Origin of the sequence: Pantoea sp. EKM20T, from assembly GCF_011800485.1 — a bacterium.
Lineage (GTDB): Bacteria > Pseudomonadota > Gammaproteobacteria > Enterobacterales > Enterobacteriaceae > Pantoea > Pantoea agglomerans.
Genome location: NZ_JAALFW010000009.1, coordinates 94,703 through 109,563 on the forward strand (window position 1 = coordinate 94,703; position 14,861 = coordinate 109,563).

Consider the following 14,861-nt stretch of genomic DNA (forward strand, 5'->3'; position numbering starts at 1 on the left):
TCACTGAGTAACAGGCAATAAAAAAGGCGGCTGATAAGCCGCCTTTTTCTGTACTGAGACTTAGCGTTTTAACGCTTCGCTCAGCTCATCACGCATGTTCGACAGCATCGATTTCACCACACGTGGGTTACCCGCGACCAGGTTACCTGACAGCAGATAGCCGTGGTTGCCGGTGAAATCAGTCACCAGACCGCCCGCTTCACGGACCAGCAGTTCACCCGCCGCAAAATCCCACGGCTTCAGGCCAATCTCAAAATAGCCATCTACGCGACCGGCAGCCACATAGGCCAGATCCAGCGCAGCAGAACCGGTGCGGCGGAAGTCAGCACACTGGGTAAAGAGTTTGGTCATGATATTCATGTAAGCCGGCGCGTGCTGCTTCATTTTGAACGGGAAGCCGGTCGCCAGAACGGTGCCATCCAGATCGCGGGCCGTGCTGCCACGCAGACGATAGCCATTCAGCTGAGCGCCCTGACCGCGTGAAGAGGTGAAGAGTTCATTGCGCATTGGATCGTAAACGACGGCGACTTCAGTGCGGCCTTTAATGCGCACAGCGATAGAAACAGCAAAGTGGGGTAAACGTTTGATGAAGTTTGAGGTGCCATCCAGCGGATCGATAACCCATTGAACATCCTGATCTTCGCCCGCCAGTTCACCGCTTTCTTCAGTGATGATGGTATGTTTCGGGTAAGATTTACGAATAATTTCGATAATCAGGCGTTCTGCTTCGCGGTCAACATTCGTTACGAAGTCGTTGCTGCCTTTCTGGCTGGCTTCGACAGCGTCCGGGGTTTCATAATATTTGGCAATTAAATTTCCGGCCTTGCGCGCTGCGCGCACGGCAATGTTGAGCATTGGATGCATCGGTATCTCTCGCTGGATGTTAAAGAACGGGGAAAACGGCGCGGAGTATAGCAGCGTGTTCGGTAAATGTCCTGCTTTATGTTAATATTCTCTCTACTGATTTTACTGACCCGTTTCTGAGTATCCCTAATCATGTTGCAAAATATTCGTATCGTGCTGGTCGAGACTTCTCACACCGGTAACATGGGCTCCGTTGCGCGCGCCATGAAAACCATGGGCTTAACCAACCTCTATCTGGTTAACCCGCTGGTCAAGCCTGACTCACAGGCTATCTCACTCGCGGCTGGTGCCAGCGACGTTATCGGCGACGCCAAAATTGTCGACTCGCTGGATGAGGCCATTGCCGGATGCAGTCTGGTGGTCGGCACCAGCGCACGTTCCCGCTCGCTGCCCTGGCCGATGCTGGATGCGCGCGAATGTGGCGTGAAAAGCGTGGAAGAGGGCCAGCAGGCACCGGTTGCGCTGGTTTTTGGTCGTGAACGTGTCGGCCTGACCAATGACGAGTTGCAGAAGTGCCACTATCACGTCGCAATTCAGGCAAACCCGGAATACAGCTCGCTGAATCTGGCGATGGCCGTACAGATTATCGCCTATGAAGTGCGCATGGCATGGTTACAGGCGCAGGAGCAGGCCAGCCCGCCGCCACAGTATGAAGAGTCACCTTATCCGCTGGTGGATGACCTGGAGCGCTTCTATCAGCATATGGAACAGATGATGCTGAACAGCGGCTTTATCCGTGAAGCCAATCCTGGCCAGGTGATGAGCAAACTGCGTCGTCTTTACACCCGTGCCCGCCCGGAACGCGATGAACTGAACATCCTGCGCGGCATGCTTTCGTCGTTTGAAAAGCGAAAAAACGATAAAAAAGAAGCAGATAATAGTTGAGTGAATTACCAGGTTAAATACCTGACTAATTTACCAGGTTAAATAGTTGACCAATTTACTCGGGAATGGCAGACTTCAGAGCATCTGTTGCTAATCCTCCGATAACCGGACGCTATTGAGGTCGTACGCTATGAGACTGACATCCAAAGGACGTTATGCCGTTACTGCAATGCTGGACGTTGCCCTTCACTCCCATGAAGGTCCGGTCCCGCTGGCTGATATTTCAGAGCGTCAGGGCATTTCGCTCTCCTATCTGGAGCAGTTATTCTCCCGATTACGTAAAAATGAGCTGGTGTCCAGCGTACGTGGTCCGGGCGGCGGTTATCTGTTGGGCAAAGCGTCTAATACCATCTCTGTCGGTGAAGTGATCACCGCCGTTGATGAGTCTGTTGATGCCACCAAATGTCAGGGTAAAGAAGGCTGCCAGGGCGGCGAGCGTTGCCTGACTCACGTGCTGTGGCGCGATCTGAGCGTGCGTATCAGTGACTTCCTGAACAATATTACACTGGCTGAGCTGGTGAATAATCAGGAGATCCTGGATGTAGCCGATCGTCAGAATGCGATTGATAATCGTCGCTTCCAGAGCCCGCGCACGCAGGAAATTAACGTCAACCAACGCGCCTCGTAATCCCCGCTGTTGCGGCCCTTACTGCTAACGCGGTCAGGGCCGAATCTGCTATAAAGACGTATGATTTTTTATACGGAGCTGTAGCGCAATGAAATTACCGATTTACCTGGATTACGCCGCCACCACGCCGGCCGATCCGCGTGTGGCCAGCAAAATGATGCAGTTTCTGACGCTGGATGGCACGTTCGGTAATCCGGCCTCGCGAACGCACCGTTTTGGCTGGCAGTCTGAAGAAGCGGTTGATGTTGCGCGTAATCAGATCGCCGAACTGGTCAATGCCGATCCGCGTGAAATCATCTTTACCTCTGGCGCCACTGAATCCGATAACCTCGCGATTAAAGGTGCAGCTCACGCCCATCAGGCGCGCGGCAAACATATCATCACCAGCCAGACAGAACATAAAGCGGTGCTTGATAGCTGCCAGCAGCTTGAGCGTGAAGGCTTTGCTGTCACTTATCTCACCCCGGCGGCTAACGGCATTATCTCGCCTGACCAGCTGCGTGCGGCGCTGCGCGACGACACGATTTTAGTCACCCTGATGCACGTTAATAATGAAACCGGAGTGATTCAGGATATCGCCGCCTTTGGCGAACTCTGCCACGAACGTGAGATTCTGTTTCATGTGGATGCGACCCAGAGCGTCGGCAAGCTGCCTATCGATCTCAGCCAGTTACCGGTTGATTTGATGTCCTTTTCTGCCCATAAACTCTATGGCCCGAAAGGCATCGGCGCACTCTATGTCCGGCGTAAACCGCGTGTGCAGATTGCTGCGCAGATCCACGGCGGCGGACATGAACGCGGTATGCGATCCGGGACATTGCCGGTGCATCAGATTGTCGGCATGGGCGAGGCGTATCGTATCGCAGCAGAAGAGCGCGAAACCGAGATGGCGCGCCTGCAGACTCTGCGCGATCGCCTGTGGCAGGGCATCAGCACACTGCCCGACGTCACCCTCAATGGCGATCTGCAGCAGAGCGCACCGAACATTCTTAACCTCAGTTTTGCTGACGTTGAGGGTGAATCACTGATCATGGCGCTGAAAGATCTGGCGCTCTCTTCCGGCTCGGCCTGCACCTCCGCCAGCCTGGAGCCTTCCTATGTATTGCGGGCGCTGGGCCTGAGTGAAGAGCTGGCGCACAGTTCGCTGCGCTTCTCGCTGGGACGCTTCACTACCGAGGAAGAGATCGACTACGCCATTGCCCTGGTGCAGAAATCAGTGACCCGTCTGCGGGCCTTAATGAAATCCTGATATCCGGTCATAGTCCGGAAATTGCGCCTATATTTGCACTTCGCTGGCAACACCTGACGGAATCTGTTATCAGGTCTCTCTGCGAATTATATTTAACATCTTATTAAAGCCGTTATAACAATCAGGCTGGATGAAACAGATAACGATTATGGAGCTTTTCGATGACCACACAACCCATGAATATTACGCTTAGCAGCCAGCCCGCCGATGCGCGCTGGGGCGAAAAAGCGATTCTCAGCAGCAACGACAGCGGCATGACACTGCATCTGACCGGCGCGGATGCGCTGAATATCATTCAGCGTGCGGCTCACAAAATCGACAGCCAGGGGATCCGCCATGTGGCGCTGACCGGCGAAGGCTGGCACCTTGAGCAGTGCTGGGCATTCTGGCAGGGCTTCCGTGGTCCGAAAGGCCAGCGTCAGGTTGAGTGGCCGGCGCTGGGCGAACATGAGCAGGCGGAGTTTGATCGCCGTCTGAAAATTATCGACTGGGTTCGCAACGTTATTAACCTGCCCGCGGAAGATCTGGGGCCGGAACAGCTGGCGCACAATGCAGTCGATCTGATCAGTGAAGTGGGCGGCAGCGCCGTCAGCTATCGCATCACCAAAGGCGACGATCTGCGGGTACAGGGGTATATGGGCCTGCACACTGTTGGACGCGGTTCAAATCGTCCGCCGGTATTTCTGGCGCTCGATTACAACCCGATCGGCGACGACGATGCCCCGGTCTACGCCTGTCTGGTCGGTAAAGGCATTACCTTTGATACCGGTGGCTACAGCCTGAAGCAGAGCAGCTTCATGGACTCAATGAAATCTGACATGGGCGGCGCGGCGACCGTCACCGGCGCGCTGGCCATGGCGATTTCGCGCGGTCTTAACAAGCGCGTCAAACTCTACCTCTGCTGTGCCGATAACATGGTCAGCAGCAACGCCTTTAAACTGGGCGACATTATTCGCTATCGCAACGGTAAATCGGTGGAAGTGATGAACACCGATGCGGAAGGGCGTCTGGTCCTGGCCGACGGTTTAATCGACGCCAGCGAGCAGAACCCGACGATGATCATCGATGCTGCGACGCTGACCGGTGCGGCTAAGACGGCGCTGGGCAACGATTACCATGCGCTGTTTACCTTTGATGATGTGATGGCACAGTCGCTGATGGGCAGCGCGGTGAGTGAGAACGAACCTTTCTGGCGTCTGCCGCTTGCCGAATTCCATCGCAGCCATCTGCCGTCTAACTTCGCCGATCTCAATAATATCGCCAGCCCGTCACATGCGGCGGGTGCCAGTAGCGCGGCAGCGTTCCTGTCACACTTCGTCAGTAACTATCAGCAGGGCTGGCTGCACATCGACTGCTCCGCGACCTATCGCAAAGGCGCAGTTGACCAGTGGGCGGCGGGTGCAACAGGTCTTGGCGTGCGTACCCTCGCCAATCTGTTACTGAAATAAGCCGATCTCAGCGGTGGCTGATGCCGCCGCTGTTCAAAGGAAAACTATGAATCGTCTTGAAGAGGTGCTGAAGCTGGCGGCCACTGAGCCTGCCCATCGGCCCGAATTTTTTCAGCTGTTGCTGGAATCTGATGCCTGGGTGCCAGGTGAAAGCACCACGCAACAGCTTGATGCCAGCACGCCCGTTGATCTGCAGCACTGGGAAAAAGAGGATGGCAGCAGCATCATTCCTTTTTTCACGTCAGAAGAGGCGATGAGTGAAGCGGTGAGCGGTGAGCAGTCCTGGCTGCGTCTGCCGGTACGAACGCTGTTTGAGATTACGCGTGGCGAGACGCTGTTTCTCAATCCCAAACTGCCTTCCGGTAAAGAGTTTACTGCGGCCGAGATCACCCATCTGCTGGCTGAAGAGGGCAGTGCACTAAGCCAGCAAACCGTGCTGGAAGGCGGACAGTCACTATTGCTGTCTGAGGTGGCTGAACCCCCTGCCCAGATGATCGACTCACTGACTCAGCTCTTCAGCAAGCATAAGCAGGTGCGTCGCGCGTTTATCGCCAGTATCCGTGAGCGGGCTGACGAAGCGCCCAATCTGCTGATTGGCATTGAAGCGGACAGCAACATTGAGACGATCATTCAGGCGGCGGGCAGCGTGGCAACCGATACGCTGCCGGACGATGCGCCGGTTGATATCTGTGAGGTGACGCTGAACGATCGCGGCATCAGCCACTTCTTTACCGCCCACATCACGCCATTCTATGAGCGTCGCTGGGGCAGTTTCCTGCGGGACTTCAAGGGCAGTGAGCGGATTATCTGAGACAACAAAGTAAACAGGCGGCTCATGGGCCGCCTGTTTTTTATTTCGCGATAGGTAAGTCGTCGCGACTGCCCCATTCGCCCCAGGATCCGTCATACAGCGTGACATCCCGTGCGCCCAGCGCCGTCAGCGCCAGAATCACCACCACCGCCGTCACGCCTGAGCCACAGCTGGCGACCACCGGTTGGGTAATATCGACGCCCGCATCGGCAAACAGCGTCTGAAGTTCCGCCTCCGGCTTGAGTTTTCCCTGTTCAACCAGGCTGTTCCACGGCACGTTCAGGCTGTTGGGAATATGTCCGCGATGCAATCCGGGACGTGGTTCATCCACTTCGGCGTTAAAGCGATTGGCAGGACGCGCATCAATAATCTGTGCGCCGCCTTCATGGCTGATCAGCAGTACGTCCGTCAGGCGTTTCACCCGGCTTTCATCCGCGTGGGCCTCAAACTCACCTTCCGGCAGATTCACTTCGCCGGTTGCCAGCGCAAAACCAGACTCTTTCCAGCCCTGCAAGCCCCCGGCCAGAATCGACACCTGAGCCACACCAAAGGTTTTCAGCATCCACCAGGCGCGTGGCGCAGAAAAGAGATTACCCTCGTCATACACCACCAGGTGCTTATCACTGCTGACACCCAGTTCACGCATCGCGACGGCAAAACTTTCGGCGCGGGGCAGCATATGGGGGTAAGGGCTGGTGTGATCGGAAAGCGCTTCAATATCGAAGTAAGGGGCGTCGGGTAAATGACCCGCCAGATATTCGGCCTGGATATCGCGAACCGCTTCCATACCGGGTGGCAACAACCGTGCATCCAGCACCTGAAGCCGCTCATCGTTGTAGTGCTCTTGTAACCAGTCGGCGGACACAAACAGTGGCGTCGTCATAACAACCTCATCTCAGCAATCTGTCATACCAGTGTCAGGGAATGTGCGCACCATCTCAAGAGAAGCGTTGATTAAATGCGAGCATTGATATGAAATTGCGCTGCGTAATCAAACGACACTCCCTGCGTCCCGGTGAAGGAACTACCATGAAGAAACGCAATACCCGGCTGCTGCTCAGCATGCTGATCGGTGGCTCGCTGCTGTCAGCGACCCTGTTACCTGTTTTGCCTCTCCAGGCGGCAGAAGCACCCGCAACCTCCCAGGTCAGCAAACCGCTGACGATTATCGATCTCTCGGAACTGCAAATCGATAATGCCGCTGCGCTGGTCTTAACCTTCAGTCAGCCGCTTGATGATAAACAGGACATCGCGCAAAAAGTCAGGCTGACCGACGATAAACAGGGCCGGGTGGATGGCGGCTGGGAGCTTTCTGCTAACCGCAAAACGTTGCGCTTCCGCCATCCCGAGCCGTCGCGTCACTTCACCGTCACGGTGGATGCGGGACTGCGCGCGGCCAGCGGAGAGACGCTTGCCGCCGATTACAGTCAGAAAATCACCACCCGTGATATCCAGCCGATGGTGGGCTTTGCCAGTCGCGGTTCACTGCTGCCGCTGCGTATCACGCAGGGACTGCCGGTGCTGGCGCTGAATGTTGACCAGGTCGATGTCGATTTCTTCCGGATAAAGAATGCCGGCCTGGCGGAATTTCTCTCGCAGTGGAATTACGGCAACAACCTCTCAAGCTGGCAGTCGCAGGAGCTGCTGAAAAGCAGCCAGCTGGTTTATAGCGGACGCTTTGAGCTCAACCCGGCGCGTAACACGCGTGAAAAATTGCAGCTGCCGATGCGTGACATTACCGCACTTCAGCAGCCGGGCGTCTATCTGGCGGTGATGAAGCAGGCCGGTACTTATCGCTACAGCCAGCCCGCCACGCTTTTCACCCTCAGCGATATTGGCCTGTCACTGCATCGCTTCCCGACCCGGTTTGAACTGTTCGCCCAGAGTCTGGCAGACGGTCAGCCGCTTTCCGGGGTCAGCGTCAGGTTACTGGATGAGAAGGGGCAGGTGCTGCAAAGCGGAACCAGTGACAGCACCGGTCATCTGAGCCTCAAGGCGGATGAAAAAGGCAAGCTCCTGCTGGCAATTCAGGGAGAACAGACCTCAATGATCGACCTGGCGCGTCCGGCGCTGGATCTCGCTGAATTCCCGGTCGCCGGGCCGCAGGGCTATGACAAACAGCTGTTTGTTTTTGGTCCACGCGATATCTATCGTCCCGGCGAAACGGTCATCGTGAATGCGCTGCTTCGCGATGCCGACGGACACCCCTTGCCCGCGCAGCCGATCAAAGCGGAACTGGTGCAGCCCGATGGCCAGGTGATGCGGACTTTTGTCTGGCAGCCTGAAGCGGGATTCTACCAGCAGCGACTGGCGCTGTCCGCATCGGCCATGACCGGCGACTGGATGTTGCGACTGAATACCGGCGATAACCTCAAGCGAGAGTGGAAGTTTCACGTCGAAGATTTTCTGCCGGAGCGTATGGCGTTAACCCTGAAAAATGACCCTCAGCCACAGGCCGCTGATGCCAGTGTTGAGTTCGGTATTGAGGGGCGCTATCTCTATGGCGCCCCAGCAGCAGGTAACACGCTACAGGGTCAACTCTATCTGCGACCGGCACGCGAGGCGGTGACTGCACTGCCAGGCTACCAGTTTGGTGACATCACCGAAGAGGGGTTAAAGCGCACGCTGGATGAGGTGGATCTCAAGCTCGACGCCAGCGGTAAAGCACAACTCACGGTAGAAAATCAGTGGGATCAGCTCCACTCTCCGCTCAATCTGATCCTGCAGGCCAGCCTGCTGGAAACCGGCGGACGTCCGGTCACCCGTCGTGCCACCCAGGCCATCTGGCCCGCTGAAGCGCTGCCGGGTATCCGGCCGCTGTTTGGTAACAAGGCGGTTTATGACTACCGCAGTGACAGCTATCACGATGAGCCGACCGTGCCGGAACAGAGCCTGGCCGAATTCGACATTGTCTATGCCAACAGTCAGGGCAAAAAACTGGCGGCAGAGAAGCTGGATGTTCGCCTGATCCGTGAACGCCATGATTACTACTGGAGCTTCTCTGACAGCGAAGGCTGGCAGTCGCAGTATAGCGACAAGGATCTGCAGGAAGATGAACGCGCCATCTCTGTCCCGGCTGATGGCAGCACCAAAGTCAGCTTCCCGGTCGAGTGGGGCCACTACCGGCTGGAAGTGCAGGCGGGCGAGAAGATCGTCAGCAGCGTCCGGTTCCAGGCGGGTTATGACTGGCAGGATAACACCAACGGCACGGGTGCATTGCGCCCGGATCAGGTCAGACTGAAGCTGGATAAAGCGGCTTACCAGCCGGGCGATACCGTGCATCTGCAGGTTGAGTCACCGGCGGCCGGTAAAGGTTACCTGATGGTGGAGTCGAGCAGCGGCACGCTCTGGTGGCAGCCACTGACCGTACCTAAGGGCGGCACAACGGTGGATGTCCCTGTTGCTGAGAGCTGGCAGCGTCACGATCTCTACTTCAGCGCCATCGTGGTGCGTGACGGCGATAAGGTCAGTGGCGCAACGCCAAAACGCGCGGTGGGGCTGTTGCATCTGCCGATGGCGACGGAGGCGCGCCGCTTAAATCTGACGCTGGATGCGCCCGATAAAATCCGTCCTGAGCAACGCCTGACGGTAAAAGTCCACGCCAGTCGTGATGGCGGCCCGCTGCCTGAAAAAGTGAATGTACTGCTGTCAGCGGTGGACAGCGGCGTTCTGAGCGTGACGGATTTTAAAACGCCCGATCCGTGGCAGGCTTTCTTTGGCCGTAAACGCTACAACGTCGATCAGTACGACGTCTTTGGCCAGCTGATCGAAGGCGGTGGCCGGCTCGCGGCGCTGCGTTTTGGTGGTGATGGCGAAGATGAATCGATGACGCGCGGCGGCAAAAAGCCGGTGACGCACGTCAATATCGTGGCGCAGCAGTTACAGGCAGTCACACTGGATAAAGAGGGCAACGGATCGATTACGCTGCCGATCCCGGCCTTTAACGGCGAACTGCGGCTGATGACTCAGGCCTGGAGCGACGACAGCTTCGGCGCGGCAGAGCGCAAACTGGTGGTCGCGGCGCCGCTGATCAGCGAACTGGCCACCCCGCGCTTCCTTGCCAGCGGCGATACAGCCTCACTGGCGCTGGATCTCACTAACCTGACCGATCTGCCGCAAACTCTGAAGGTGGATCTGAGCAGCAGTGGCTTAGTGGATCTGGCCGGGGCTGCCAGCCAGAGTGTGACGCTGGCCAAAGGCGCGCGTACCACACTTCAGATTCCGGTCATGGCGAAAACCGGCTTTGGTGATGGCGAGGTTGCCGTGCAGATTTCAGGTCTGAACCTGCCGGGCGAGCAGGTGAAGCCCAGCAAACAGCAGTGGAAAATCGGCGTCAGACCACCTTATCCGGCCCGGACGCTGAATTTCGATGCCGTCATCAATCCCGATCAGCCCTGGCAGGTCGCGGCAACCGCGTTTACCGGCCTTGATGCTCAGACCCTGAGTGGACAGCTGACGCTGAGCAATCGTCCGCCGCTCAATATCGCCAGTTATATCAGTGCGCTTTACGCCTATCCCTACGGCTGTCTGGAACAGACCACCAGCGGCCTCTGGCCGTCGCTCTACACCAGCCATGCCGAGCTGACCGCGATGGGGATAAAAACCAGCAGTGATGAGGCGCGCCGGGCCGCCGTCGACACCGGCGTTGCCCGTCTGGCAGGCATGCAGCGGGCCAACGGTAGCTTCGGGCTGTGGGACAAACAGAGTGAGGAGGAGTTCTGGCTGACGCCTTACGTGACCGATTTCCTGCTTCGCGCCAGCGAGGCGGGCTATGCGCTGCCGGATAATGTAGTTGACCGCGCTAACGCACGGCTGCTGCGCTATCTGCAGGATCCCGCGCAGATCAGCGGCGGCGGCAGTGATAACAACGCCGCGCTGCAGTTCAGCGTGCAGGCTTACGCCGGACTGGTGCTGGCGCGTCAGCAGCGTGCGCCGCTGGGTGCGCTGCGCGCCTTGTATGAAAAGCGTGAGAAGGCCCGCTCCGGCCTGGCGCTGATGCAGCTTGGCGTGGCGCTGAAGCTGATGGGTGACGGGCAGCGCGCATCGCTTGCGATCATGCAGGGTGCCAGTCTGACGCGCTCAGATAAAGAGTGGTATGGCGACTATGGCAGCACGGTGCGCGATGAGGGGATGATGATAGCCCTGTTAGCAGAGAATAAGCTGCAGCCTGATTTGCAGAATAGTCTGCTGCTGTCGTTGTCAAAAGAGGTCAACGGCAAGCGCTGGTTCTCGACTCAGGAGAATAACGCGCTCTATTTAGCGGCGCATACTCTGCAGCGTGCGCAGGGCGGAAGCTGGCAGGCGCAACTGTCGGGCAATGCACAACCTCTGCAGGGCGATGCGCCACTGAATAAAGGGCTGGGGGCTGAACGACTGTTGCAGGGCTTAGCCGTCAGTAATCCGGGCAGTGCGCCGCTGTATGGTCGTCTGGATGTCACCGGTTATCCGCTGGCCGCGCCACTGCCGGAGAGCAATGTGCTCGGGATAAAGCGTGAATACTTTACGCTGGATGGCAAAGCCGCCGATCTCAGCAATCTGCGCAGCGGCGAGTTGCTGGTGGTGCGTCTGACAGTTTCGTCGAAGCGCAGCATCACCGATGCGCTGGTGGTGGATCTGCTGCCTGCCGGTCTGGAGCTGGAAAACCAGAACCTGGCAGACAGCAGCGCCAGCCTCGGCGACAGTGCGGATGCGCTGAAGGAGAGCATGGGTGACATGCAGCAGGCTGACATCAGACACATTGAGTTCCGTGACGATCGCTTTGTGGCGGCACTGGCGGTGGATACTTATCGTCCCGCGACGCTGGTCTACCTGGCGCGGGCGGTCACACCGGGTCGCTATCTGATGCCACCACCGCAGGTCGAGTCGATGTATGTGCCGGAGTGGCGCGCCACCGGCAGCACGCCGTCGCAGCTGCATATTCAGTAAGTGACGCGACGCGTGGTAAACGTCAGCAGCATCAAAAAGTGGTGGCTCGCGCTGCCGCTTTTTTTTCTGGCGCTGTGGCTGGCGACATGGGGACTGGATCGGCTTTTCCCGTTGCCGCTTAAACAGGTGCAGCCTGCGCGGGTGGTTGTTGCCAGCGACGGTACACCATTGTGGCGCTTTGCTGACAGCAAGGGGATCTGGCGCTATCCGGTCACGCCAGAGGAGGTGGCTCCGGCCTATCTGCAGGCGCTGCTGACCTATGAAGATCGCTGGTTCTGGTATCATCCCGGCATCAATCCCCTGGCTCTGCTGCGTGCCGCCTGGCAGGATCTGCGCCATCAGAGCGTGATTTCCGGAGGCAGCACGCTGACCATGCAGGTGGCACGCCTTATCGACCCGCAACCCCGGACGCTGCGCGGCAAGATAATTCAGGCGTGGCGTGCGCTGCAGCTGGAGTGGCATCTTTCCAAACGTGACATCCTGACGCTCTACCTTAACCGTGCGCCCTTTGGCGGCACGCTGGAAGGGGTGGGCGCGGCAAGCTGGAGCTGGCTGGGAAAAGCCCCGTCACAACTGACGCCGGGCGAGGCGGCGCTGCTGGCCGTTTTGCCGCAGGCACCCAGCCGTCTGCGACCCGATCGCTGGCCAGAGCGGGCAGAAGCCGCACGCAACAAAGTGCTGGATCGGCTGGCGGAATACCGCATCTGGTCCGCTGAACAGGTGGCGGAAATCCGTCAGGAGCCGGTATGGCTGCCGCCGCGCCAGATGCCACAGATGGCGCCGCTGCTGGCCCGGCGACTGCTGTCGATCAGCCACAGCGATAAGATTGTCTCTACGCTTGACCCCTCACTGCAGCGCGAACTGGAAAGCCTGGCGCTGAATGTTAAAAATCAGCTTCCTCCACGCACTTCGCTGGCGATGCTGGTGGTGGATCACACCACCATGGCGGTTCGCGGCTACGTCGGCTCGGCTGACTTTACCGATGACAGCCGTTTTGGCCATGTGGATATGATCGCCAGCGTGCGTTCGCCAGGCTCGGTGTTAAAACCCTTTATTTACGGCATGGCGCTGGATGAGGGGCTGATTCATGCTGAATCACTGCTGCAGGATGTGCCGCGTCGCTTTGGTGATTACCGGCCAGGCAACTTCGATACCGGATTTCACGGGCCGGTCAGCGCCAGTGACGCACTGGTGCGGTCGCTGAATCTGCCTGCGGTGCAGCTTCTGGAGGCGCTGGGACCGAAAAACGTTGCAGCGCGCCTGCGCAATGTCGGTCTGAACTTACGTTTTCCCCCCGGCGCTGAACCTAATCTTTCCCTGATTCTCGGCGGCACCGGAGCGCGCATGGATGAGATCGTGGCTGCCTACAGCGCCTTTGCCCGCCACGGCAACGCCGGCCAGCTGCGCTGGATGCCCGATCAACCCTTACAGCAGCGGCCGCTGCTTTCGCCTGAGTCGGCGTGGATCGTCCGGCGTATCCTGGCCGGGGAAGCGCAGCCCGCGGGCAATGGCAGCGTACCCGATGTGGTGCCACTGGCCTGGAAAACCGGCACCAGTTATGGCTACCGCGATGCCTGGTCGGTGGGGATCAATCCCCGTTATCTGATTGGCGTCTGGGTCGGAAGACCGGATGCGACGCCGGTTGCCGGGCAGTTTGGTTTTGCCTCTGCCGTGCCCGTCATGAATCAGATCAACAGCCTGCTGATGAGTCGCCTCAGCAGACGTGACGTTCCGGGCGATCCGCGGCCGGCCTCGGTGACGGTGGCGACCATTTGCTGGCCTGGCGGTCAGCCGTTGCCCGCCGGAGACGAAAACTGTCGCCAGCGGCGGCAAAGCTGGGTTGCCGCCGACACGCTGCCGCCTACATTGCTGGCTCCCGGTCAGGAGAGCCTCAGCGGATTACGCCTGGGCTACTGGCAGAATGCGCAGGGACTGCGCGTCGCAGCAGACTGCCCCGACGCCACCCGCCATGAACGGCTGGTCTGGCCGCTGCCGCTGGAGGCCTGGCTGCCGCCTCAGGAGCGGCGGGCGCAACGTCTGCCCCCTGTCGATGCCCGGTGTCCGCCGTTACAGCAGGGCAGCAGCGCACCGCTGATCGTTACCGGCGTGATTGAGGGGCAAATTGTCAGACCGCTGCCGGGCAGGAGCGCGCTGACAATGCCGGTCGCGGTGCAGGGAGGGCAGGGCACACAGCGCTGGTGGTTCCTGAATGGTGAGCCTCTGATGACGCAGAACGCCGCAGACAGCCTGTCGCTGCAGCTCGATCATCCGGGCGAGTATCAGCTGGTGGTGATGGATGAAGAGGGGCAACTTGTCTCCGTCACCTTCAGCCGGGGCTGACGCTTTTTTGCGCTAAATCATAACTATGGCGCGTCTGCTTCGACTCAGATCAAGAATTTTCATCAAATTAGGGATCTCTGATAGGCAATGCCGGACTCAGCCCCTATAATCGGCGCCGTTTCTTAACCGGGGCGGACGCCACCGGTTTCTTCAGAACGTTAAGACAGAGGTCATCATGGCAATCGAACGTACTTTTTCTATCATCAAGCCAAACGCCGTCGCTAAAAATGTGATTGGTGCTATCTACAACCGTTTTGAAAGCGCTGGCTTCAAAATCGTTGGCGCAAAAATGCTGCAGCTGAGCAAAGAGCAGGCTGAAGGTTTTTACGCTGAGCACCAGGGCAAGCCATTCTTCGATGGTCTGGTTGAATTCATGACCTCTGGCCCGGTTGTTGTTTCCGTGCTGGAAGGTGAAAATGCCGTTCAGCGTCACCGTGACCTGATGGGTGCCACTAACCCGGCAAACGCACTGGCTGGCACACTGCGTGCTGACTACGCTGACAGCTTCACCGAAAACGCCACGCACGGTTCAGATTCTGCTGAATCCGCTGCCCGCGAAATCGCTTATTTCTTTGGCGAAAACGAGATCTGCCCACGTACCCGTTAATCGCCTGGCGATAAACGTTACGTCGGCTTTACAAAAATCTGCGTAGGGGAGGTCACTCCCGCCTGTTATCAGGCTGCAGATGTTGTACAATATTGCGCCTTCAT

Annotated in this window: 10 protein-coding genes; 8 read left to right on the forward strand and 2 right to left on the reverse strand. The window is 58.1% G+C overall.

Translation table 11 applies throughout. The features are described from left to right. Positions 1-60: 60 nt before the first annotated feature. Positions 61-864: an inositol-1-monophosphatase gene (gene suhB / locus HFD94_RS16165; protein ID WP_008926709.1), complete on the reverse strand. Its 804-nt coding sequence runs from the start codon at positions 862-864 to the stop codon at positions 61-63. A 132-nt stretch (positions 865-996) separates the two neighbouring features. Here suhB and trmJ point away from each other — a divergent pair, with 132 nt between their 5' ends. The 5 genes from trmJ to sseB all read left to right on the forward strand — a co-directional run bounded on the left by trmJ (position 997) and on the right by sseB (position 5,885). Next, complete coding sequence (gene trmJ, locus HFD94_RS16170; protein WP_010257594.1) at positions 997-1,749, forward strand: tRNA (cytosine(32)/uridine(32)-2'-O)-methyltransferase TrmJ; 753 nt, start codon at positions 997-999, stop codon at positions 1,747-1,749. A 130-nt stretch (positions 1,750-1,879) separates the two neighbouring features. After that, positions 1,880-2,377, forward strand: coding sequence for a Fe-S cluster assembly transcriptional regulator IscR (gene iscR / locus HFD94_RS16175; RefSeq protein WP_010257591.1), 498 nt, complete (start codon positions 1,880-1,882; stop codon positions 2,375-2,377). Between the two features lie 88 nt (positions 2,378-2,465). Beyond that, positions 2,466-3,626, forward strand: coding sequence for an IscS subfamily cysteine desulfurase (locus tag HFD94_RS16180; protein ID WP_122889747.1), 1,161 nt, complete (start codon positions 2,466-2,468; stop codon positions 3,624-3,626). Positions 3,627-3,787: 161 nt separating this feature from the next. Then, positions 3,788-5,074, forward strand: coding sequence for an aminopeptidase PepB (gene pepB / locus HFD94_RS16185; protein ID WP_122889746.1), 1,287 nt, complete (start codon positions 3,788-3,790; stop codon positions 5,072-5,074). A 46-nt stretch (positions 5,075-5,120) separates the two neighbouring features. After that, the gene (gene sseB, locus HFD94_RS16190; RefSeq protein WP_010257582.1) at positions 5,121-5,885 is read left to right on the forward strand and encodes an enhanced serine sensitivity protein SseB; all 765 of its coding nucleotides are present in this window, start codon (positions 5,121-5,123) and stop codon (positions 5,883-5,885) included. Positions 5,886-5,925: 40 nt separating this feature from the next. Here the strand turns inward: sseB and sseA are convergent, their stop codons facing one another. Beyond that, the gene (gene sseA / locus HFD94_RS16195; RefSeq protein ID WP_010671316.1) at positions 5,926-6,768 is read right to left on the reverse strand and encodes a 3-mercaptopyruvate sulfurtransferase; all 843 of its coding nucleotides are present in this window, start codon (positions 6,766-6,768) and stop codon (positions 5,926-5,928) included. Between the two features lie 146 nt (positions 6,769-6,914). Here sseA and HFD94_RS16200 point away from each other — a divergent pair, with 146 nt between their 5' ends. From HFD94_RS16200 to ndk, 3 genes are all read left to right on the forward strand, one after another. Then, complete coding sequence (locus tag HFD94_RS16200; protein ID WP_122889745.1) at positions 6,915-11,810, forward strand: alpha-2-macroglobulin; 4,896 nt, start codon at positions 6,915-6,917, stop codon at positions 11,808-11,810. Next, a complete protein-coding gene (gene pbpC, locus HFD94_RS16205; RefSeq protein ID WP_122889744.1) occupies positions 11,811-14,150 on the forward strand; it encodes a peptidoglycan glycosyltransferase PbpC in 2,340 nt (779 codons plus the stop codon). A 175-nt stretch (positions 14,151-14,325) separates the two neighbouring features. Next, positions 14,326-14,757: a nucleoside-diphosphate kinase gene (ndk, locus tag HFD94_RS16210; RefSeq protein WP_003848684.1), complete on the forward strand. Its 432-nt coding sequence runs from the start codon at positions 14,326-14,328 to the stop codon at positions 14,755-14,757. Positions 14,758-14,861: the final 104 nt, after the last annotated feature.

Bases quoted from the DNA above. Each gene is read 5' to 3' on its own strand.
- suhB (WP_008926709.1), bottom strand. From the start codon at position 864: ATGCATCCAATGCTCAACATTGCCGTGCGCGCAGCGCGCAAGGCCGGA.
- trmJ (WP_010257594.1), top strand. From the start codon at position 997: ATGTTGCAAAATATTCGTATCGTGCTGGTCGAGACTTCTCACACCGGT.
- iscR (WP_010257591.1), top strand. From the start codon at position 1,880: ATGAGACTGACATCCAAAGGACGTTATGCCGTTACTGCAATGCTGGAC.
- HFD94_RS16180 (WP_122889747.1), top strand. From the start codon at position 2,466: ATGAAATTACCGATTTACCTGGATTACGCCGCCACCACGCCGGCCGAT.
- pepB (WP_122889746.1), top strand. From the start codon at position 3,788: ATGACCACACAACCCATGAATATTACGCTTAGCAGCCAGCCCGCCGAT.
- sseB (WP_010257582.1), top strand. From the start codon at position 5,121: ATGAATCGTCTTGAAGAGGTGCTGAAGCTGGCGGCCACTGAGCCTGCC.
- sseA (WP_010671316.1), bottom strand. From the start codon at position 6,768: ATGACGACGCCACTGTTTGTGTCCGCCGACTGGTTACAAGAGCACTAC.
- HFD94_RS16200 (WP_122889745.1), top strand. From the start codon at position 6,915: ATGAAGAAACGCAATACCCGGCTGCTGCTCAGCATGCTGATCGGTGGC.
- ndk (WP_003848684.1), top strand. From the start codon at position 14,326: ATGGCAATCGAACGTACTTTTTCTATCATCAAGCCAAACGCCGTCGCT.